The sequence below is a fragment of the Amycolatopsis orientalis genome (genome assembly GCF_000943515.2).
Taxonomy (GTDB): Bacteria; Actinomycetota; Actinomycetes; order Mycobacteriales; family Pseudonocardiaceae; genus Amycolatopsis; species Amycolatopsis orientalis.
Genome location: NZ_CP016174.1, coordinates 607,806 through 628,624, shown reverse-complemented (window position 1 = coordinate 628,624; position 20,819 = coordinate 607,806). Strand labels below are relative to the sequence as shown.

Sequence of the window (20,819 nt, the reverse complement as noted above, 5' to 3'; positions counted from 1 at the left end):
TTCTGCCAGCGCGCTGTGCGCGGTCTGCCAGGTCGGCGGGGCACCTTTGTCCGCGGGGCGAGATCCACAGGAGGAAACATGAGCCACGCGATCAGGGCCGAGGGACTGGTCAAGCACTATGGGGAGACGAAGGCGCTCGACGGGGTCGATCTGGAGGTCCCGGCGGGCAAGGTGGTCGGGGTGCTGGGGCCGAACGGCGCGGGGAAGACGACCGCCGTCCGGATCCTGGCCACCTTGATCCGGCCGGACCGCGGCCACGCGAGCGTCTTCGGCTACGACGTCGTCAAGAACCCGATGGCGGTCCGGAGCATGATCGGGCTGACCGGGCAGTACGCGTCGGTCGACGAAGACCTCTCCGGCACGGAGAACCTGGTCCTGATCGGCAGGCTGCTGGAGTTCTCCAGGGCGGACGCGAAGAAGCGCGCGGCCGAGCTGCTGGAGCGGTTCGAACTGACCGACGCCGCCGGACGTGCGATCAAGACGTACTCGGGCGGGATGCGGCGTCGGCTCGACCTCGCCGCGAGCCTGGTCGGCCGTCCCAAGGTGCTGTACCTGGACGAGCCGACCACCGGGCTCGACCCGCACGCCCGCAACGAGGTGTGGGCCGTGGTCCGGACGCTGGTCGCCGACGGCACGACGGTGCTGCTCACCACGCAGTACCTGGAGGAGGCCGACCAGCTGGCCGACACGATCACCGTGTTCGACCACGGCCACGTCGTGGCGAACGGGCGGGCCGACGAGCTCAAGCGGCGGACCGGCGGCCAGACGCTGCAGGTCCGGCCGACCGCGCTCGGCGATCTCGACGCCGTCGAGCGCATCCTGGCCGGGCTCACCGGGTCCCGGCCGAACCGGGACGACGACACCGGGCTGCTCACCGCGCCCGTCGCCGACCCGGTCCTGCTGTCCACTTTGGTCCGCAAGCTGGACGAAGCCGGGATCACCGCGGACGAGCTGGCGCTGCGGCTGCCCAGCCTCGACGAGGTGTTCCTCGCACTGACCGGCAAGAAGACCGACGAGTCCACAAAGGACGCGACTCCGGAAGGGAGCCTGGTATGACGACCATCGCAGCGCCCGCACCACCACGGCGCGTATCACTGTCGAGCAGCGTGCAGCACGGGCTTTCCCTTGCCTGGCGCGGTGTCCTGAAGATCCGCAAGAACCCGGAACAGCTGGCCGACGTCACGCTCGCGCCGATCATCTTCCTGGTCATGTTCGTCTACCTCTTCGGTGGCGCGATCGTGGGCAGCACCGAGGGCTACCTCCAGATGATCGTGCCCGGCATCATGGTGTTCAACATCCTGCAGGCCAGCATGACCGTCGGCGTCCAGCTGAACACCGACGTCACCAAGGGCGTGTTCGACCGGTTCCGGGCCATGCCGATCGCGCGGTCCGCGCCGCTGATCGGCGCCGTACTGGCCGACATCGTGCGGTACCTGGTGTGCCTGGTCGTCCTGATGGTGGTGGCGACGATCATGGGCTACCGGATCCAGACCGGACCGGCCGAGTTCGCGCTGGCGATCGTGCTCGTCATCGCGTTCGCGCTGTCGTTCTGCTGGGCTTCGGTGTTCGTCGGGATGTTGCTGAAGAGCCCCGGCGCGGTGCAGGGCCTGATGTTCGTGGTGCTGATGCCGCTGACCTTCGGCAGCAACGTGTTCGTGGGGACGAGCACGATGCCCGGCTGGCTGAAGGCGTGGGCCGACATCAGCCCGGTGACGCAGATGTCCGACGTCCTGCGCGGGCTGATGAACGGCGGACCGATCGCCGGTCCGCTGACCGGATCGCTGATCTGGATGGCGGCCGCGCTCGCGGTCTTCTTCCCGCTCGCGACCTGGGCTTATCGGAAGCGCGTCTGACTCCGGGTCAGGGGGGAACGCGCGTGAAGGCCCCCTTCCCTCAGTTCAGCTGAGGGAAGGGGCCTTCACGCGCTCACCTCGGCGCTGACCCAAGCCACCAGATCGGGCCGGGGAAGTCCGGCGTCCTGCCTCAGCAGCTCTTCGTAGCGCTCTTCCCCGAAGTGCGCGCGAAGGTCGTCGATCAGCTCCCGGATGGCGGGTTCACCGAGGTCCAGCTTGCCGCGGAGCAGCTTCGCCGCGCCGAGCATCCGGACGGCGGCGTCGGGCCGCCCCTGCCGGAACCGGATCAGGCCCAAGACCTCGACGATCCGCCCGAGATCGGGCATGTCACCTCGGTCCGCGGTGGACTTCACGACGATCGCGGCACCGCGTTCGGCCGCGTCCAGATCTCCGGCGGCCAGCGCGATCTCCGTGTCGATGTACCCGCCGAACTCCTCACCGAACAAGCCCGGCATCGGCACGTCGGCCATCAGCTCCCGGAACCGGGCGCCGACCTCGCGCGCCTCGTCGATCCGCCCGGCGCGGCTGAGCAGATCGGCCTTGCCCACCAGCACCATCACCGCGAGCTGGTCGTTGCCCGTGTCGTTCGCGTAGCGCTCCGCGTCGCGTATCTCGCGCATCGCCGTCTCGATGTCCCCGGCCCGCGCGTACTCGGTCGCGAGCCGCCAGCGCTGCTGGATCACGTCGTCCTGCGACCCCAGTTCGAGAGCGAGGGCGAGCCCTCGCCGGTACAGCGAGAGCGCGGCTTCGTGATCGCCCGACATCGAGATTTCGCTCGCCTTCATGCCCACGGCCATCGCGGTGCCCCAGCGATCGCCCAAGGCCGAGAACCCTTCGTAGGCCCTGTCCCTGGCCCTGTCCGCGCCCTCGGGGTCACCGTCGTCGACGAGGATGAAACTCTGCGCCCATGCCCCCGCCGACCTGGCCCACGGGTCCGGGCTCGACAACGCCCGATCCACCTCGCGGTGCGCGAGTTCCTTGTCGTGGCTGAAGAAGGCCAGCATGGGCAGGCCGATGGCCAGACCGGCGAACCGGGTGTGCGCGTTCGTCCGCACGCATTCGTCGATGAGTTCCCGCACGGCTTCGCGGTCGCCGACCCCCGGCACCATCGCGGTGATCTCGCGCATCGCCCGGAACGCGGCCGCGAAATCCTCGTCCAGGCGGTCGCCGAAAGTGAGCACTTCGGCGACGAACGACTCGACCCGGTTGCTGTCGCCCTTGATCAGCCAGTACCAGAAGGTGCTGCCGAACAGGCGCGTCGCCATTTCCACGTCGCCGGCGTCGATGGCCTGGCGAAGCGCGGTCACGATGTTGCCCTGCTCCGCGTCGTAGCGTGAGATGGCGACGAGCTGATCCGCCGTCCGCAGCATCGGCTCCAGCCGCTCGGCGAGCTGGGCGTAGTAGCGGTGATATGCCTTCGTCAGCTGTTCCCGTTCCCCGGCCTCGTCGAGACGTTCCGCCGCGTAGGCCCGGATGGTCTCCAGCATGCGGTAGCGCGGTTCGCCGTGATCCCCGGCGAGCGCGTCCACAATGGACTTTTCCACGAGCGAGCCGAGGACGTACAGGACGTCCTCGGCCGGCAGGCCGTCACCGGCGCAGACGCTCTCGACCGCTTCGACCTCGGCACCGGCCCCGAACACCGAAAGCCGCCGGGCCAGCACGCGTTCGGCGTCGTCGAGGAGGTCCCAGCTCCACTCGACCACGGCACGCAACGTGCGCTGCCTCGGCAACGCCGTGCGGCTGCCGGAGGTGAGCAGGCGGAACCTGTCGTCGAGACGTTGCGAGATCTGCGCGACGGTCATCGAACGCAGCCGCGCCGCGGCCAGTTCCAGCGCCAGCGGCATCCCGTCCAGCCTGCGGCAGATCTGCGCGACGTCGTCCACAGTGGACTCATCGAGCCGGAAGTCCGGGCGCACGGCGGCCGCCCTGTCGACGAACAGCCGGATCGCGCCCGCCTCGGCCGCTTGGGGGACCGTCGGCTTGCCTTCCGGCACGGACAGCGGGCCGAGCGGGCACAGCGTCTCACCGTCGATGGCCAGCGCCTCACGGCTCGTCGCGAGGACGCGCAGGGTCGGCACACGGCGCAGCAGGGTGTTCGTCAGCTCCGCTGCCGCGTCGACCAGATGCTCGCAGTTGTCCAGCACCAGCACCGACTCGCCCGCACCGAGTGTTTCCACGACCCGGACCAGCGCCTCCACCGGCCGCCGCATCGGGTCGCCGCCGTGCGAGAGTCCGAGATCCCACAGTTCCAGCGCGGCGAAGACCGCGCCGGGCAGGTCGCCGGGGTCCCGGATGCCCGCGAGCGGGACGAACCAGACACGTCCGCGCGCGTGCGCCGGGTGCCGCGTCGCGACCTCGGTGGCCAGCCGCGTCTTCCCGGCGCCGCCGGGCCCGACGAGCGTCACCAGCCGCGCGCCGGCGAGGAGTTCCGCGACCAGTTTCAGCTCGTCGTCGCGGCCGACGAAGCTGGTCAGCCGGACCGGGAGATGATCGGCGACCGCGGGGGGCGGGCCGAGTTCGCCGCGCAGCGCGGCGAGGTGGATCTCCTTGAGTTCGGCCGAGGGATCGACGCCCAGCTGGTCGGCCAGCGCCGCGCGGACCTCCTCGTAGACGGCGAGGGCGTCGGACTGCCGGTCCGCCGCGCACAACGCCCGCATCCACAACCCGGCGAGGCGTTCGCGCAGCGGGTTCCGCGCGACGGCCTCCTTGAGATCCGCCAGGACCCGGTCGTGCCCGCCGATCCGGATCTCGGCCTCGAACCGGTCTTCGGCGGCTTCGAGCCGCAGATCCTCCAGCCGGGTCGCCGGAGCCTGCGCGAAAGGGGCTTCGAGCACGTCGGACAACGCTGGGCCGCGCCAGAGGCCGAGCGCTTCGGCGAGGACGGCGGCCGCGCCGGAATCCCGGCCCGCCGCCAGCTCGGCCCGCCCTTCCGCGGCCAGCCGTTCGAACCGGAAGACGTCGACGTCCTCACGGGCGACGTCCAGCCGGTAGCCGCCGGGGCCCGAGTCGAGCGCGACGTCGTCGGCACGCAGGATCTTGCGCAGCCGCGAGACCAGGGACTGCAGCGCGTTCGCCGCGTCGGCGGGCGGCTCCGTACCCCAGAGACCGTCGATCAGTGCGGTCGCCGGGACCGGGCGGCCGGCGTCCAGCGCGAGCCTGGCCAAGAGCATGCGGAGGCGGACACCACCGATGTCGACCGGGGTGCCGTCTCCGGCCTCCGCTCCGACGGGGCCCAGCAACGTCACACGCACGGTCCCCAGCTTTCCAGAACCCGCAACCGCTTGGCCCCACAGGCGACGGAAGTGGGGATTATCCGGGCACGGAGGAGCTTTCCGGGCGGTCGGCCGAGGTCGCGGGACTAGGTTCGGGACCAAATGACAGCCGATCGACTGGGAGCGTGAATGAGGTACCGGAGTGTGGCCGTCATCGCAGCCGTGCTGGCCGCGAGTGTCCTCGGCGGTGGGACCGCCCTCGCCGATCCCGGCAAACCCGGCGCCGACGGCGCGGGCGACAGCTACTACCCGCAGGACGGCAACGGCGGCTACGACGTCGGCGACTACAACCTGAAGGTCGGCTACGAACCGGCCACCAAGCAGCTCACGGGCCTGCAGACGATCACCGGCCGGGCGACACAGGCGCTCAGCTCGTTCAACCTCGACCTGCACGGGCTGACCGTCGACTCGGTCAAGGTCAACGGGCGGAAGGCGACCTTCGCGCGGACCGGCGACCACGAACTGGTGATCACCCCGGCCCGTCCGCTGCGGAACCACGAGCGGTTCACCGCCGAGATCGCCTACCACGGCGTCCCGCAGCCGATCGAGGATCCGCTGCTGGGCGAGAACGGCTGGCAGTACGCGAAATCCGGCGGCGCGTTCGTCGCGGGCGAACCGAAGTCGGCGACGACCTGGTACCCGGTCAACGACACCCCGCGGGACAAGGCGACCTTCCACCTCACGATCACCGTGCCGTCGGAGTGGGGCGTCATCTCGAACGGCCGCGAGCGCGGGCACTTCGCCGAAGGCGCGAAGACCACCTACGTCTGGGCCGAGGAGACCCCGGCCGTGCCGTACATGACCACGGTCGCGATCGACAAATGGGAGTTCGAGCGGACGAACCTGTCCGACGGGACCCCGGTCGTCAACGCCTACGCCCCCGGCACACCCGCCACGACCAAACAGGCCGAGGCGCGGCTGCCGGAGATCATCGACTTCCTGGCGTCGAAGTTCGGCCGGTACCCGGTGGACGCCGCGGGCGGCATCTTCCTCGCCGAGCCGATCGGGTTCTCGCTGGAGACGCTGAGCAGGCCGATCTACTCGGGCGCGGCGGGCAACATCCCGACGATCGTGCACGAGAACGCCCACCAGTGGTGGGGCGACTCGGTCGCCGTCGACAAGTGGAAGGACGTCTGCCTCAACGAATGCTTCGCCTCGTACGCGGAGTGGCTGTGGTCCGAGGCGAAATCGGGTCAGGACCTCAAGGCGCGCTACCTGGCAGCCGTGCAGAAGGCCACGGACCGGTTCTGGGCCGGGAAACTGTACGACATGGGGCCCGGCAACGAGTTCACCTACGTGTACTCGAAGGGCCCGGTGGCGTTGCACGCGCTGAAGAACTACATCGGCGCGGCTCCGTTCGACCGCATCCTGAAGACGTGGCCGTCACTGCACCGGGACGGCAACGCGAGCCTGCCGGAGTTCCAGAAGTTCGCCGAACGCGTCGCGCACAAGAACCTCCAGGGCTTCTTCGACGCGTGGTTCTACGGCAACACCAAACCGGCGCCCGAGTTCCTCTACCCCGGGGACCTCAAGCCGGCCGCCTGACGCGTGTCACACGTTAGGGTGAGTGGCATGACGTCAGTGCTCCTCACCGGTTTCGAACCGTTCGGCGGTGAGCGGGTGAACCCGTCGTGGCAGGCGGTTTCCCTGCTCACCGGCCGGCGGCGAGACGCCGTGGCCGTCGAGCTGCCGTGTGTGTTCTCGCGTTCGCTGATCACCTTGCGCGACGCCATCGACGAATACCGGCCGGAACTGGTGGTCTGCGTCGGCCAGGCGGGCGGCCGCCCCGACGTCACCCCGGAACGGGTCGCGATCAACCTGATCGACGCCCGGATCCCGGACAACGCGGGCTCGCAGCCCGTCGACGTCCCGGTGATCCCGGGCGGGCCCAACGCATACTTCACGACCTTGCCGGTGAAGGCCTGCGTCGAGGGGATCAAGGCCGCGGGGCTTCCGGCGTCGGTCTCGCACACCGCGGGGACGTACGTGTGCAACCAGGTCTTCTATGGGCTGATGCACTTGCTGGACAACGACTTTCCCGGCGTGCGGGGCGGCTTCGTGCACGTGCCCTACACGCCGGAACAGGCCGCGCGGACGACCGCGCCGAGCCTCGCCGTGCATCGCGCGGCGGAGGCGCTGGAGATCATCGTCGACACCGCGCTCTCGGTGACCGAAGACCTCTCGACACCGGCGGGCACCCTGCACTGAACGGGGCGTATTTCGGCGCGCTGGTCGTGAGTGGCGATTCGTGTTCTAACCCGAATCGCCACTCACGACCCCTCAGGGTTTGAGCTGCGCGGTGAAGAAGTCGACCATCTCCTGCGTCGTCCGCGCGGTCCCGTCGCGGCGGGTCGAGACGAGCATCGCGCTCAACGGGGCGTCTTCGGTTCCGAAGAGCACGATGCCGCTTCGCTTGCCCGCACCCGCGAGGTAGCGGCCCCGCAGCCCGTCGGCCGCCCAGGTGCCCTCCACGGGCTTGCCCTTGGTCATCTGCCGCCGGGCGTCGTCCTCCAGGCCGGTCATCGCGACGCCTTGGTAGTAGTTGATCGCGTTCGAAGCCTCGTCGTTCTTGAACACGCAGGTGACCGCGGTCGCCGCCCCCATCGCGGCGGCCGCTTCCGGCGCGTCCCGGCAGGCGTCCCGCTGCGGGAGGACGGCGGCGATCCGGCGGAGGCAGTCCGTGAACCCCTGCGCGTCCTTCGGGCCGGCCTGATCGCAGTTCGGCTGCTGTGCCGGGACGGCGGGAGCCGGGGCCGCGACGGGTTCGTCCTCGCCACCGGTGAGCAGGACGATCGTCGTCACGATCGCCGCGAGGGCGAGCGCGACGACGCCGTAGGCCGTGGGCTTCTGCCAGTTCCGGCCGGGCGGAGGCGGAGGCGGTGACCAGCGCGGCGGTTGCGGCCGCCGGGGTGGCTGAGGCGGCGGCTGGACGGGCCGCTGCTGAGCGGGCGGGGAGACCGGGGCGAACGCGGGCACGGTCAGCTGGGAGTCCTCGCCGCCCGCCGGCACGTGGTGCAGCCCGAACGCGACCGCCGTCTCCGGCTGGTCCTGCGTCGTCGGCGCGATCCTGAGCTGATTCGCCAGCAGACTCGCCAGCAACGGCATCCGGCTCGGCCCGCCGACGAGGTAGACGCCGCCGAGCCGGTCCGGGGTGAGCCCGGCGCGGTGGATGGTGGTGGCCAGGAGTTCGGCACTGCGCAGGAAACTCGGCCGGACGAGTGCTTCCAGCTCCATCCGCGTGACCCGTACGTCCCCGAACGGCTCCGGCATCGGGATCTCGGTCTGCTGATGCCGGGACAGGCTCTCCTTGGCGTCTCGGACGTCCTGCAGCAGCGAACGGCGCGTCCGGCGGTCGCCGACCGACTGCGGGCGCAGCACCCGCTGCCAGACCGCCGGGTCGGAATGCGAGACCTCGCGGCCGATGTGGACCAGCAGCGCCTGGTCGATGTCGAGACTGCCGAGGTCGGGCAGGCCGTCCTCGGCGAGCACGGCGAACCCCTGGGCGCTGACCCCGACGACGGCGCAGTCGAAGGTGCCCGCCCCGAGGTCGTACACCGCGATCGGACCGGACGGCCGCAGCTGGCCCTGGTTGAGGGAGGCGTAATGCGCGGCCGCGGCGACCGGCTCGGGAATGAGCAGCGTGGTGCCGAATCCGGCCTTGAGCGCGGCGTCGCGGAGGATCTGCTTGCGATCCGGGCCCCAGCCCGCCGGATGGGAGATGCGCACCTGGGCGGGCGGGCGCGCGAGGAGCAGCTCGGCCTCCTCGCCGACACGGCGCAGGACGGCGGCGAAGGCGTCGGCGATGGGCAACGTGACATCGCCGAGCTGGAGGGCGCCCTCGTCGATGCGCCGCTTCGGATTCGCTTCGAACCGGCTCGGATCCAGCCGGGCGCGGCGTTCGGCGTCGCGGCCGACGAAGACGGTGCCGTCCTTGTCGGCGTAGATCGCCGACGACATCGTCACCGACCCGTCGATTTCGACGACCTGTGTCCCCCTGCCGTGGATCGAGAGCACCCCGACCGTGCTGGAGGTACCGAAATCGATCGCCAGAACGTCCACCTGACCCCCTCCCGGACCCGGTGGCATCGTCTCACGCGGAGAAAACGGCCTCGTGAGTGGTAATGACGGTTAGAACCGTCATTACCACTCACGAGGCTCAAGTGGCCCCGCACGCGGAAACGCCCGCCGCGGGTGAACCCGCGACGGGCGTTTCCGTAAATCACCGAGGCTTACTCGCTCTCGGCTTCACCGCTCTCTTCGCTCGTACCGGCGCCGATGCTGACCGGCGGGGCGTCCGGGACCGACGAGGGCCGCGCTTCGCCGCGGAAGACGAAGTGCGCCTTGTCGTCCTTCTCGCCCTCTTCGTCGTTCCAGCCTTCGACGTCGACCAGGATGATCTGGCCCGCCTGGACCTCGCCGAACAGGATCTTCTCCGACAGCTGGTCCTCGATCTCGCGCTGGATCGTGCGACGCAGCGGCCGCGCGCCCAGCACCGGGTCGAAGCCGCGCTTGGCGAGCAGCGACTTGGCCTTGGGCGTGAGCTCGAGCTCCATGTCCTTGGCCTTGAGCTGCGTCTCGACCCGCGCGATCATCAGATCGACCATCTGGATGATCTGATCCTTGGTCAGCTGGTGGAAGACGATGATGTCGTCGATCCGGTTCAGGAACTCCGGCCGGAAATGCTTCTTCATCTCCTCGTTGACCTTTTGCTTCATCTTCTCGTACCGGTTGGCGGTGTCGCCTCCCTGCGAGAAGCCGAGCGAAACGGACTTGGAGATGTCCGAGGTACCCAGGTTCGAGGTGAAGATGAGCACGGTGTTCTTGAAGTCGACCGTACGACCCTGGCCGTCGGTGAGACGGCCGTCTTCGAGGACCTGCAGGAGCGTGTTGTAGATCTCCTGGTGGGCCTTCTCGATCTCGTCGAACAGCACCACCGAGAACGGCTTGCGCCGCACCTTCTCGGTCAGCTGGCCGCCCTCTTCGTAGCCGACGTAGCCCGGAGGGGCACCGAAGAGCCGCGAAGCGGTGTAGCGGTCGTGGAACTCGCCCATGTCGATCTGGATGAGCGCGTCGTCCTCGCCGAACAGGAACGCCGCCAGCGCCTTGGACAGCTCGGTCTTACCGACACCGGACGGACCGGCGAAGATGAACGAACCGGAGGGGCGCTTCGGGTCCTTCAGGCCGGCGCGGGTACGGCGGATCGCCTGGGAGACGGCCTTGACCGCGTCCTCCTGGCCGATGATCCGCTTGTGCAGCTCGTCCTCCATGCGGAGCAGACGCGTGGTCTCCTCCTCGGTGAGCTTGAACACCGGGATACCGGTCCAGTTGGCGAGGACCTCGGCGATCTGCTCCTCGTCGACCTCGGCGACGACGTCGAGGTCGCCGTCCTTCCACTGCTTCTCCCGCTCGCCCTTCTGGCCGAGGAGGGTCTTCTCCTCGTCACGGAGGCGGGCGGCGCGCTCGAAGTCCTGCGCGTCTATCGCGGACTCCTTGTCCCGGCGCACGTCGGCGATCTTCTCGTCGAACTCGCGCAGGTCCGGCGGCGCGGTCATCCGGCGGATACGCATCCGGGCGCCCGCCTCGTCGATCAGGTCGATCGCCTTGTCCGGCAGGAACCGGTCGTTGATGTACCGGTCCGCCAGCGTCGCGGCGGCCACGAGCGCCGAGTCGGTGATCGAGACGCGGTGGTGCGCCTCGTACCGGTCGCGGAGACCCTTCAGGATCTCGATCGTGTGCTCGAGCGACGGCTCGCCGACCTGGATCGGCTGGAAGCGGCGCTCCAGCGCGGCGTCCTTCTCGATGTACTTGCGGTACTCCTCGAGCGTGGTCGCGCCGATCGTCTGCAGCTCACCACGGGCCAGCATCGGCTTCAGGATCGACGCGGCGTCGATCGCGCCCTCGGCGGCACCCGCGCCGACGAGCGTGTGCAGCTCGTCGATGAACAGAATGATGTCGCCGCGGGTCTTGATCTCCTTGAGCACCTTCTTCAGGCGCTCTTCGAAGTCACCGCGGTACCGGGAACCGGCGACCAGGGAGCCGAGGTCGAGGGTGTAGAGCTGCTTGTCCTTCAGCGTCTCCGGGACCTCGCCCTTGACGATGTTCTGCGCGAGCCCTTCGACGACGGCGGTCTTGCCGACACCGGGCTCACCGATCAGGACCGGGTTGTTCTTGGTGCGCCGCGACAGCACCTGCATGACCCGCTCGATCTCCTTGCCACGGCCGATGACCGGGTCGAGCTTGCCTTCGCGGGCCTGCACGGTCAGGTTGCGGCCGAACTGGTCGAGCACCAGCGACGACGACGGGGTGCCTTCACCGCGTCCGGAACCGGTCTCGGCCGACTCCTTGCCACCCTGGTAGCCCGACAGCAGCTGCAGAACCTGCTGACGCACCCGGTTGAGGTCCGCGCCGAGCTTGACGAGCACCTGCGCGGCGACGCCTTCTCCCTCGCGGATCAGCCCGAGCAGGATGTGCTCGGTGCCGATGTAGTTGTGGCCGAGCTGCAGCGCTTCGCGCAGCGACAGCTCAAGCACCTTCTTGGCCCGCGGGGTGAAGGGGATGTGCCCGCTCGGGGCCTGCTGCCCCTGGCCGATGATCTCCTCGACCTGCTGGCGGACGCCCTCCAGCGCGATGCCCAGCGATTCCAGCGCCTTGGCGGCGACACCTTCACCCTCGTGGATCAGACCCAGGAGGATGTGCTCGGTGCCGATGTAGTTGTGGTTGAGCATCCTGGCCTCTTCTTGGGCCAGGACGACCACCCGCCTCGCGCGGTCGGTGAACCTCTCAAACATGTGCACTCCCTCGACTGCTGCGACGGCGGCCCGTTTCCATCGTGCTTTCACCGCGATGGATTCAGCACCGTGAGACCACTCTAGTAGCCAAGCGGTCGCGCTGGCGTACCACTACGGCTGATTGCGGCCCGTTCGCGCCCCGGCCGTTCTCCGGCCGTGCGCTCCTTCATCTTCCGGTTGCCCTGCACCTTTACGTCAAGCCCAACGTGCGAACCCGCACTCGGATTCCGTCGGATGCGCCTTGTCCGCTGAGCGCGAACACACCGAGTCGGCCAGAGACAGCCCAGTGGATGGACACCCGACCGGAGTAGTCACCGACCGTATGTAAGGTTAGGCGTACCTAATGACGGGAGGGCCCGTGTCGCTTCACCACACGCTCGCGTCACCCGAAGGCGGCCTCCGCGCCTCGCTGTCGAGGATGCCCGAAGACGCCAGGCTCCGCAGCACGGTGCCCGGGAGCGAGCCGGACTGGGTCCGCTGCGACGCCCTGCTCGGCGAACCGGCGCGTCTCGTCCGCTGGCGGGAGCGGCTCGGCGGCTGGCTGGCCGGGACGTACCCGGAGGCGTCCGCGATCCCGGAGCGGATCCCGGCGAGCTGGATCCTGTCCTGGTATCTGCACGTCCCGGCGTTCGCCGGCGCGATGCTGCTGCACCACGAACGCCGCGTCCCGTCGCTGGCGCCGTCCGCGCTGGCCTTCCGGATCGGCGGAGACCGGCCGCATCCCGAGTCGATCGCCGTCCTCGGCGACGGGTTCCATTGCCTGCCGACCGACCCGGGTTCGGCGCATCCGGACGCCGTCGTCGTGCCGGACGAGCGAACCCTGGCGACCGTGCTGCGCGGAAGGTTCGTCGCGCACGCGAACCGGTTCATCGACGTCTACGGGCCGTTGACGAGGCTCGGGCGGCGGCAGCTGTGGGCGGCCGCCACGGACGCGCTCGACAACGCGCTGTGGTCGGCGGGGCGGCTGGGCGGGACCGCGGACGCCGAGGGCTCCGGCGTCGCGGACGCCGCGCTGGTCCTCGAAGCACGATTCCCGCCGCTGACGTCCGCGTCGAAGCTGAGGCTGGCCCCGGCCGCCGATGGTCGCCGCGAGTGGACGAGAAACCGGGAAAGCTGCTGTTACTCCTATCTGTTGCCCGCGGAATCGGAATGCGAGGGCTGCCCGCGAATCCGTTAAGGCGTCCAGCCGGGATTCCGTCCGGTCGCGCCCAGAGCACGTTCGAACGTCGTCGCGCCTTCCGCGACGGGCACTTCTTCGCCGTAAACCTTCATCGCCCGCGCCTGATCGCCGATCTCCAATGCGATCGCGTACACGGCGTCGGCGACTTCGGGGGCGACGGTGAACTCCGCGCCGGTCGCCCTGGCGAGGTCCCAGCCGTGGAAGACGAACTCGTCCAGCACCATGTACCCCGCCATCGAGGCGGGCATCGGCTGGCCGCCGAAGGTGGTCTGCCCCTGCCAAGCCTCGGGAGCGCCGAAGACGTCGACGAGCCGGGCGGTCTGCTCCTCGATGGCACCGATGGCACCGATGGCGCTGAGCCGATCGGCGCCCACGAGGTCCGCCTCCGCCTCGCCGGACGACACCTCGGGCGGCGGCGCCTTGCGTCCGGCGGCTTCGAGCCAGGGGCCCCAGTAGAGAAGGTGGTTCAGCAACGCGCGGACGTCGTACTCGGTACACGGGGTGCGCGCGGTGAGATCGGCTTCGCCCATCCCGCGCAGGACCGCGGTGAACTTCGCGGCGGCGGGGGCGATGAGAGCGGCGTGTTCGGGCATACGGGCATGAGTTCACGGCGGCCGCCACGCCGTCTTGAAGAAACGCGACACGATTACGTTGAGCGGGTGAGCAGGCACCGGATCCCGGCGGGGATCGTCAACGCGCGGGAGGCGAGCGCGAAGTTCAGCCTGGTCCGGCACGCGCCCGCACCGGAATTGCGCCCGTTCGTCGACCACCACTGGGTGCTGCGCTGGGACCTGACCGGCCGTCCGCCCCATGAACAGGTGGTACTGCCGAATCTCGCGGTCAACGTGACGTTCTTCCGCGACGCGGCCGGCGCCTTCGGGCCGGGGAAACGGCCTTTCCGCTACGTCGTCGACGGTGTGGATCAAGGTATCGGCGTGCGATTCCGGCCCGGGGCTTTCCGGGCATTCCTCACCGGTCCGGTCTCGATGATCTCCGGCGGTTCCGTTCCACTCACCGATCTCTTCCCCTGCGCCGGAGGAGTGACGGAATCGGTACGCAATGCGACGAACGACTTCGAAATGGTCCGCATGGCGGAGGAACTGCTCCTCGCGAAACGCCCTGTCCTCACCGCGGCGGCACGGACGGCCATCGAAGCGGTGGAAACAATCGCGGCCGAACCGGCCATTACCCGGGTCTGGAAGCTGTCAAGCCGAACGGGCCTGTCTCAGCGAAGTCTGCAACGACTGTTCGCCGAACATGTCGGCACCGCCCCCAAATGGGCGATTCAGGTATACCGGTTGAACGAAGCGGCGGCACGGATCGCGGCCGAGGAACAGCCGGACTACGCGAAACTGGCGACCGAGCTGGGCTATAGCGACCAAGCACACTTCATCCGGGATTTTCGCTCCGTGACCGGATGGGCGCCCACGGAGTACGCCCGCTTGAACCGTGTACAAGAACAAGAAAGCCGCCGGGAATAGGTTCCCGGCGGCTCGAAGGTCGAGGAGACCTCAGTTCTTCTTGTGGTAGGCCTCCACGACCTCGGACGGGATACGTCCACGGTCGGAAACCTGGAAGCCGTTCTTGCGGGCCCAGGCGCGAATGGCCTGGTTCTGCTCGCGGTCCACGGTCGCGGGGCGGGCGGCGGCCTTCACGCCGGCGACCGGACGAATGGCGGTGCGCTTACGGCCACCCGCGCGGCGGGCGTGCTCCACATACTGGGCCAGCGCGTCGCGAAGTTCTTCCGCGTTTTCCGCGGAAAGGTCGATCTGGTAGCTGACACCGTCCAAACCGAACTCAACGGTCTCTTCCGCCTCGCTGCCGTCGAGGTCGTCAACGAGCGAGACGAGCACCTTCTGTGCCATCTGTTTCCTCCTGCTGGGGGCTTACACGAATGATCTGGTACGGGGCATGCCCCGGACAGAAGACTTTGTCTAGCGACATTAATACCCGCTACCGAGACATAACGCAAATCTCGTTTACGAGAACGATCGAGGTATCTGTCACGCGGACGGGTTATTCAGGTCGGACGAGCGGGAACAGGATGGTCTCCCGGATACCAAGGCCGGTCAGCGCCATCAGCAACCGGTCGATCCCCATTCCGACACCACCGCTCGGCGGCATTCCGTACTCCAGTGCCCGGAGGAAATCCTCATCCAGGTTCATGGCCTCACTATCGCCCTGCGCGCCCAGCCTGGCCTGTTCCACCAGACGCTGGCGCTCCACCACGGGATCGACCAGCTCGGAGTATCCGGTGGCCAGTTCGAAACCGCGCACGTACAGATCCCACTTCTCGGCCACCCCCGGCTTGCTGCGATGTTGCCTGGTCAGCGGGGATGTCTCGACCGGAAAATCACGGACAAAAGTAGGTTCGTGCAGATGATCGCCGACGAGGTGTTCCCACAGTTCCTCGATGAGTTTGCCGTGCCCTAACTTGGGGTCGACCTCCAGCTCCCGCGCTTCGGCATAGGAACGCAGCTTGTCCACCGATGTCTCGGGAGTGACCTCTTCCGACAACGCCTCGGACAACGACTCGTACATTCCGAGTGTGGTCCACTCGCCGGACAGGTCGTACTCCGAACCGTCGGCGAGAGTGACCACCTGAGTACCGAGAACGTTCTGCGCCGCCTCCTGGATGAGCTGCCGTGTCATCACCGCATTGGAGTCATAGGTCGCATACGCTTCGTAGTACTCCAACATGGCGAACTCGGGCGAGTGGGACGAGTCGCTGCCCTCGTTCCGGAAGTTCCGGTTGATCTCGAAGACCTTCTCGATACCGCCGACCACGCAACGCTTGAGGTACAGCTCCGGCGCGATCCTCAAGTACAGATCGAGGTCGAAGGCATTCGAATGCGTGACGAATGGCCTGGCCGCCGCACCCCCGTGCAGCGTCTGCAGCATCGGCGTCTCGACCTCGAGGAATCCCCGGCCGTGAAACGAGTCACGCAGGGAACGCAGCACACCGGCCCGGGTACGGACCACGTCGCGCGCCTTGGGACGGACGATCAGATCGACATAACGCTGCCGGATCCGCGTTTCCTCGGCCAGGTCTTTGTACATCACCGGCAACGGGCGCAATGCTTTCGACGTGATCCGCCAGGAGTCGGCCATCACGGAAAGCTCACCGCGCTTGGAGGTGATGACCTCGCCGGAGACGAATACGTGATCGCCGAGATCGACATCGGACTTCCACGCCGCGAGCGCGTCCGCGCCCACCTTCGCGAGGCTGATCATCGCCTGCAACTCGGTGCCGTCGCCTTCACGGAGACTGGCGAAACACAGTTTTCCGGTATTGCGCATGAACATGACCCGGCCGGTCACACCGACGATGTCGCCGGTGGCGGTGTCGGCGGGAAGGTCGGAATGCTTCGCGCGCACTTCGGCCAGTGAGTGCGTCCGGGGCACCTCGACCGGATACGGATCGATACCCTCCGCGATTATCCGGTCGCGCTTGTCCCGGCGCACCCGCATCTGTTCCGGCAGGTCTTCGTCGGGGCTCACGCCCTCGGATGCGGGGATTTCAGTCATGCCGCACAGCGTACGAACCCACCGGTTCCCTACGCCAACCGGATTACCTTTTCCGGGTCCGGACCGGCTGGTTTTCTCTCCATTAACCTGGTTCGCGTGAACTCATCCACTCCCGGCATCGAACCCGAACTGCACGCTCGCCGCGCCGCTTCGTTCGGCGCGAAGGCCGCCGCCTATGCCGCGCACCGGCCCGACTATCCGGAAAAGGCACTGGCCTGGGGGCTGGCCGGCGCGAACCGGCCACCGGAACGGGTCCTCGACCTCGGCGCCGGTACCGGCAAGGTCAGCGAAGGGCTGGTCGCGCTGGGGGTCACGGTCACCGCCGTCGAGCCGGACGCGCAGATGCTCGAAGAACTCGCCAAGGCGCTCCCCTCCGTGACGCCGCTCATCGGGACCGCCGAGCGGATCCCGCTGGCGGACGAATCCGTGGACGCCGTGGTCATCGGGCAGGCTTTCCACTGGTTCGACCTCGATCTGGCCTATCCGGAGATCGCCAGGGTGCTGAGGCCGGGCGGAGTCGTTGCCGCGCTGTGGAATCACGACGACGAGTCGACGGGCTGGCTGGCGGAGTTCAACTCACTGATCAAGAGCTCGATGAGCAGGCGCTGGCTGAGCGACTACGAATCGCTGCCGGAACACGAGGCCTTCGAACCGTTCGAGAAGGAGACTTTCGACCACAAACAGCCCAGGACGGCGGAAAGCCTGGTGGAGACCATCGCCACCCATTCGCATCTCCTGGTCGCCCCGGAAGCGGAACGCGCGGCCAAACTGCGCGCGGCGCGGGAATTCCTCGACCGGAACCCGGAAACCGCCTCGGGGGAATTCGACCTCCCGCTCACCACCACGGTCTTCCGGACGCGCCGTCGATCTTGAGTGGCCCGGCCAAGGTCGCGACGGACGCGGGTGAAGGGCCCTTTGCCCTCATCTCACGCGGCGAAGGGCGCTTTCGCCGCATGCGATGCGGGGAAAGGGCCCTTCAGCCCCAGCGAGCACCCACCGCGCGCCCCGGTCAACCGCGTTCAGAGGACTAAACGCGGTGGTTGCGGTCGTAGACGAGGCGCAAGCCCAGCAGGGTGAGGTCCGGCACGTGCTCGGTGATCGTCTCCGACTCCTCCAGCACCAGCGGGGCCAGGCCACCGGTCGCGATCACGGCGACGGGCTCCGACCCGTCCGGCGAAAGCTCGCGCTTGATCCGCTTCACCAGGCCGTCGACCTGGCCGGCGAAACCGTAGAGGATGCCGGACTGCAGGCATTCCACGGTGTTCTTCCCGATCACCGACCGCGGCGGCACCAGTTCCACCTTGCGCAGCGCCGCGGCCCGCGCGGCCAGCGCGTCGACCGAGATCTCGATCCCGGGCGCGAACGCGCCGCCGAGGAACTCGCCCTTGGCGGAAATGGCGTCCACATTGGTCGAAGTGCCGAAATCCACCACGACGCAGGCGGTGGTGGGATGCAGATGGTGCGCGGCCAGGGTGTTCACCAGCCTGTCCGCGCCCACCTCCTTGGGGTTGTCGACCAGGAGCGGCACGCCCGTGCGCACCCCCGGCTCGATGACGATCTTCGGCAGCCTGCCGTAGTAGCGCGAGAGCATGACGCGCAGCTCGCGCAGTACGGCGGGCACCGTGGACAGCGCGCTGATGCCGGTGATCGCGTCCGCGTGCGCGCCGAGGAGCCCGCGCATGGTCAGCGCGAGCTCGTCGGCGGTGATCCGCGCGTCGGTGCGCATCCGCCAGTCACCTTTGAGTGCCGGGCCGTCGTAGAGGCCGAGCACGATGTTGGTGTTGCCGACGTCGATCGTGAGCAGCAACGACTCAGCTCTCGGCGTGCAGCAGCGCGTCGAGACGGCGGGCGTCGGCGGTTTCGGCGACCGGGAAGGTCATCGTGTCGTCGTCGGCCAGCGTCACGGTGCCGCTCAGCAGCCCGGACCCCTCCGGCGCGTGCCCCGGGTTGGCGCCCTTCTCGACGATCCGGTTGTCCGCGTCGACGAAGATGACCCGCGGCCGGAACGAGGCCGCCTCGGCGTTCTCCATCTGCCCGTACGAAATCAGGATCACCAGATCGCCGGGGTGCACCAGATGCGCCGCGGCACCGTTGATGCCGAGCACCCCGCTGCCGCGTTCGCCCGCGATCACGTAGGTCTCGAGCCGCGCGCCGTTGGTGACGTCCACAATGGACACCTGCTCGCCCGGCAGCAGATCCGCCGCGTCCATCAGGTCCTCGTCGACGGTCACCGATCCGACGTAGTGGAGATCGGCCTGGGTGACCGTCGCCCGATGGATCTTTGATTTCAGCATTGTGCGGTACATCGTGGACTCTCCCTATTCCCCTGCGTCCAGCGCGTGTTCCGGATGGTCGGCGGCCGCACCGAGCACCACCGGCACGTTGTCGATCAGCCGGGTACTCCCCACCCTGGCCGCGATCAGCAACCGCGCTTCACCGTCGACGGGCGCGGGCCCGAGGTCGGTTCCCCTCAATTCCAGATAATCGACCTCGACCGCGGGTCGCGCGGCGAGGGTCTTCCTGGCGGTCGCCAGCACGGCGTCCGCGCCGTCGCGGCCGACGAAGGCACCCGCGGTGAGTGCCGCCGACAACACGATCGCGTCCTCGCGCTGTTCAGGAGTCAGGTAGACGTTGCGCGAGGACAACGCCAGCCCGTCGCGCTCCCTGACCGTCGGCACCCCGATGACCCGGGTTTCGAAGTTCAGGTCGCGCACCATCTTCTTGATCAGCACCAGCTGCTGGTAGTCCTTCTCCCCGAAGAAGGCGTAGTCCGGCCGCACGATGTTGAACAGTTTCGCCACCACGGTCAGCACGCCGGCGAAATGCCCCGGCCGCACCGCCCCTTCCAGCTCGTCCCCGAGCGCGCCGGGGTGGACCGTGACGGCGGCACCTTCGGGATACAGATCCGACGCCTTGGGCAGGAAGCCCAGTTCGACGCCGTCCTCCTTCAGCACCTCGAGGTCCTTGTCCAGCGGACGCGGGTACGCCTCGAAGTCCTCGCCCTCCCCGAACTGCAGGGGGTTCACGAAGATCGACGTCGCGACGACCGTGTTCGGAAGCCGCTTGGCCCGGCGGATCAGCTCACGGTGACCCGCGTGCAGCGCGCCCATGGTGGGCACCAGCGCGACCTTGCGGCCGACCCCGTGCAGGGCACGCGTCACCTGGCTCACCTGCTCGGGCGGCTGGAAGGTGTGCAGCGTGCCTCGGGCGAATTTCGGTGTGGTCACTGGATTTGCTGCCCTTCGGCGGGATCTGTGGGGTCTGCCGGATCACTGAGGAGTTCGGTGAGCTCGGCGGCGGCCGAGGCGTTCAGGAGCCCGGCGGCATCGCTGCGCGCCACCGTGCGCTTGGCCAGCGCGCGATAGCCCGGAGCGACTCCGGGAGCCCGCTCGGCCAGCACCGCGAGATGCTTACGCACGGTGCCGAGATCACCACGGGCCACCGGCCCGGTCAGCGCCCGGTCCCCGTGCCGCAGAACATTATCCAATGCCGCCGACAACAACGGAGCCACCAGGCGTTCGGGCTGGGCGATTCCCGCTTCCCGCAACAATTCCGCGCAATCGGCGACCAGTGTCATCAGGTGGTTCGCCCCGTGTGCCAACGCCGCGTGATAGAGCGCTCGCGCTTCGTCAGGGATCCGGACGGGCTCCGCGCCCATCTCCACGGCCAGCGCTTCACCGACGTTCCAGGCCGCTTCGTCACCCTCCGTCGCGGTGACGCCGATGCTGCAGGCGGTGAGCCGGTCGAGGTCCTCCGCGCGGCCGGTGAAGGTCATCACCGGATGCAGGGCCAGCGGCAGCGCCCCGGCCTCGGCGGCGGGCGCGAGGACGTCGATACCGTGCGCCCCGGACGTGTGCACGACGATCTGCCCCGGCCGCAGGGAACCGGTCGCGACGAATCCGCGCACCATCCCGGGCAGCGTGTCGTCCGGCAGCGCGAGCAGGACGAGGTCGGCACGGCGCGCGACCTCGTCGGGAGGCAGAAGGGGGACTTCGGGGAGCAGTTGCTCCGCCCGGCGTACCGAGGCGTTGGAAAGGCCCGAAGCGGCGACGACCGTGTGCCCGGCCCTCGTGAGTGCGGCGCCGACGACGCTGCCGACCCGGCCCGCGGAAACGACACCCACGGCCAGCCGAGCGGGCCTCGTCATGGCGTGCGCCAATGGACGCTCATGGTCGAAAACTCCTCAACTCGTTCCAGT

At 68.6% G+C, this 20,819-nt stretch carries 17 protein-coding genes; 7 read left to right on the top strand and 10 right to left on the bottom strand.

Annotated elements, in window-relative coordinates:
• Positions 1–78 precede the first annotated feature (78 nt).
• Positions 79–1,056, top strand: a complete 978-nt coding sequence (locus SD37_RS03040) for a daunorubicin resistance protein DrrA family ABC transporter ATP-binding protein (RefSeq protein ID WP_044853740.1) — start codon at positions 79–81, stop codon at positions 1,054–1,056.
• Complete coding sequence (locus SD37_RS03035; RefSeq protein ID WP_044853739.1) at positions 1,053–1,853, top strand: ABC transporter permease; 801 nt, start codon at positions 1,053–1,055, stop codon at positions 1,851–1,853. Before SD37_RS03040 ends, SD37_RS03035 begins: the two co-directional genes overlap by 4 nt.
• A gap of 65 nt (positions 1,854–1,918) precedes the next feature.
• Here SD37_RS03035 and SD37_RS03030 read toward each other — a convergent pair whose 3' ends face one another.
• Positions 1,919–5,104 carry an AfsR/SARP family transcriptional regulator gene (locus SD37_RS03030; protein ID WP_044853738.1) on the bottom strand — a complete coding sequence of 1,062 codons (3,186 nt, stop codon included), beginning with the start codon at positions 5,102–5,104 and terminating at the stop codon, positions 1,919–1,921.
• A 150-nt stretch (positions 5,105–5,254) separates the two neighbouring features.
• On the opposite strand from SD37_RS03030, the gene SD37_RS03025 reads away from it, so the two are divergent.
• Positions 5,255–6,670 carry a M1 family metallopeptidase gene (locus SD37_RS03025; RefSeq protein ID WP_044853737.1) on the top strand — a complete coding sequence of 472 codons (1,416 nt, stop codon included), beginning with the start codon at positions 5,255–5,257 and terminating at the stop codon, positions 6,668–6,670.
• A 27-nt stretch (positions 6,671–6,697) separates the two neighbouring features.
• Positions 6,698–7,333 (top strand): pyroglutamyl-peptidase I, encoded by a 636-nt coding sequence (pcp, locus tag SD37_RS03020; protein ID WP_037318317.1) that lies wholly within the window; start codon positions 6,698–6,700, stop codon positions 7,331–7,333.
• A gap of 72 nt (positions 7,334–7,405) precedes the next feature.
• Here the strand turns inward: pcp and SD37_RS03015 are convergent, their stop codons facing one another.
• Positions 7,406–9,184 (bottom strand): Hsp70 family protein, encoded by a 1,779-nt coding sequence (locus SD37_RS03015; RefSeq protein WP_044853736.1) that lies wholly within the window; start codon positions 9,182–9,184, stop codon positions 7,406–7,408.
• 170 nt (positions 9,185–9,354) lie between these two features.
• Complete coding sequence (locus tag SD37_RS03010; protein ID WP_037318325.1) at positions 9,355–11,913, bottom strand: ATP-dependent Clp protease ATP-binding subunit; 2,559 nt, start codon at positions 11,911–11,913, stop codon at positions 9,355–9,357.
• Positions 11,914–12,271: 358 nt separating this feature from the next.
• Here SD37_RS03010 and SD37_RS03005 point away from each other — a divergent pair, with 358 nt between their 5' ends.
• A complete protein-coding gene (locus SD37_RS03005; RefSeq protein ID WP_145926510.1) occupies positions 12,272–13,090 on the top strand; it encodes a (2Fe-2S)-binding protein in 819 nt (272 codons plus the stop codon).
• Here SD37_RS03005 and SD37_RS03000 read toward each other — a convergent pair.
• On the bottom strand, positions 13,087–13,686 hold the full coding sequence (locus tag SD37_RS03000; protein WP_044853734.1) for a TIGR03086 family metal-binding protein: 600 nt from the start codon (positions 13,684–13,686) through the stop codon (positions 13,087–13,089). The genes SD37_RS03005 and SD37_RS03000 overlap by 4 nt on opposite strands.
• A 66-nt stretch (positions 13,687–13,752) precedes the next feature.
• Between SD37_RS03000 and SD37_RS02995 the strand changes: the two genes are divergently transcribed.
• Entirely contained in the window at positions 13,753–14,574 is an 822-nt protein-coding gene (locus SD37_RS02995; RefSeq protein WP_044853733.1) for an AraC family transcriptional regulator, read from the top strand.
• A gap of 30 nt (positions 14,575–14,604) precedes the next feature.
• Here the strand turns inward: SD37_RS02995 and SD37_RS02990 are convergent, their stop codons facing one another.
• The gene (locus SD37_RS02990) at positions 14,605–14,958 is read right to left on the bottom strand and encodes a histone-like nucleoid-structuring protein Lsr2 (protein WP_037318336.1); all 354 of its coding nucleotides are present in this window, start codon (positions 14,956–14,958) and stop codon (positions 14,605–14,607) included.
• A 151-nt stretch (positions 14,959–15,109) separates the two neighbouring features.
• Positions 15,110–16,621, bottom strand: a complete 1,512-nt coding sequence (lysS, locus tag SD37_RS02985) for a lysine--tRNA ligase (protein WP_044853732.1) — start codon at positions 16,619–16,621, stop codon at positions 15,110–15,112.
• A gap of 96 nt (positions 16,622–16,717) precedes the next feature.
• Between lysS and SD37_RS02980 the strand changes: the two genes are divergently transcribed.
• Positions 16,718–17,494, top strand: a complete 777-nt coding sequence (locus SD37_RS02980) for a class I SAM-dependent methyltransferase (RefSeq protein ID WP_044853731.1) — start codon at positions 16,718–16,720, stop codon at positions 17,492–17,494.
• A gap of 154 nt (positions 17,495–17,648) precedes the next feature.
• Here SD37_RS02980 and SD37_RS02975 read toward each other — a convergent pair whose 3' ends face one another.
• The 4 genes from SD37_RS02975 to SD37_RS02960 are packed head-to-tail and all read right to left on the bottom strand — an operon-like array spanning position 17,649 to position 20,768.
• A complete protein-coding gene (locus tag SD37_RS02975) occupies positions 17,649–18,428 on the bottom strand; it encodes a type III pantothenate kinase (protein WP_044853730.1) in 780 nt (259 codons plus the stop codon).
• Positions 18,429–18,432: 4 nt separating this feature from the next.
• Entirely contained in the window at positions 18,433–18,927 is a 495-nt protein-coding gene (panD, locus tag SD37_RS02970) for an aspartate 1-decarboxylase (RefSeq protein WP_044853729.1), read from the bottom strand.
• Between the two features lie 12 nt (positions 18,928–18,939).
• On the bottom strand, positions 18,940–19,848 hold the full coding sequence (panC, locus tag SD37_RS02965) for a pantoate--beta-alanine ligase (protein ID WP_044853728.1): 909 nt from the start codon (positions 19,846–19,848) through the stop codon (positions 18,940–18,942).
• Positions 19,845–20,768, bottom strand: a complete 924-nt coding sequence (locus SD37_RS02960; protein WP_044853727.1) for a Rossmann-like and DUF2520 domain-containing protein — start codon at positions 20,766–20,768, stop codon at positions 19,845–19,847. Before SD37_RS02960 ends, panC begins: the two co-directional genes overlap by 4 nt.
• Positions 20,769–20,819 lie beyond the last annotated feature (51 nt).

What these genes read in the sequence shown, in the direction of transcription:
- SD37_RS03040 (WP_044853740.1), top strand. Translation starts at nt 79, where the DNA reads ATGAGCCACGCGATCAGGGCCGAGGGACTGGTCAAGCACTATGGGGAG.
- SD37_RS03035 (WP_044853739.1), top strand. Translation starts at nt 1,053, where the DNA reads ATGACGACCATCGCAGCGCCCGCACCACCACGGCGCGTATCACTGTCG.
- SD37_RS03025 (WP_044853737.1), top strand. Translation starts at nt 5,255, where the DNA reads ATGAGGTACCGGAGTGTGGCCGTCATCGCAGCCGTGCTGGCCGCGAGT.
- pcp (WP_037318317.1), top strand. Translation starts at nt 6,698, where the DNA reads ATGACGTCAGTGCTCCTCACCGGTTTCGAACCGTTCGGCGGTGAGCGG.
- SD37_RS03010 (WP_037318325.1), bottom strand. Translation starts at nt 11,913, where the DNA reads ATGTTTGAGAGGTTCACCGACCGCGCGAGGCGGGTGGTCGTCCTGGCC.
- SD37_RS03000 (WP_044853734.1), bottom strand. Translation starts at nt 13,686, where the DNA reads ATGCCCGAACACGCCGCTCTCATCGCCCCCGCCGCCGCGAAGTTCACC.
- SD37_RS02990 (WP_037318336.1), bottom strand. Translation starts at nt 14,958, where the DNA reads ATGGCACAGAAGGTGCTCGTCTCGCTCGTTGACGACCTCGACGGCAGC.
- lysS (WP_044853732.1), bottom strand. Translation starts at nt 16,621, where the DNA reads ATGACTGAAATCCCCGCATCCGAGGGCGTGAGCCCCGACGAAGACCTG.
- panD (WP_044853729.1), bottom strand. Translation starts at nt 18,927, where the DNA reads ATGTACCGCACAATGCTGAAATCAAAGATCCATCGGGCGACGGTCACC.
- SD37_RS02960 (WP_044853727.1), bottom strand. Translation starts at nt 20,768, where the DNA reads ATGACGAGGCCCGCTCGGCTGGCCGTGGGTGTCGTTTCCGCGGGCCGG.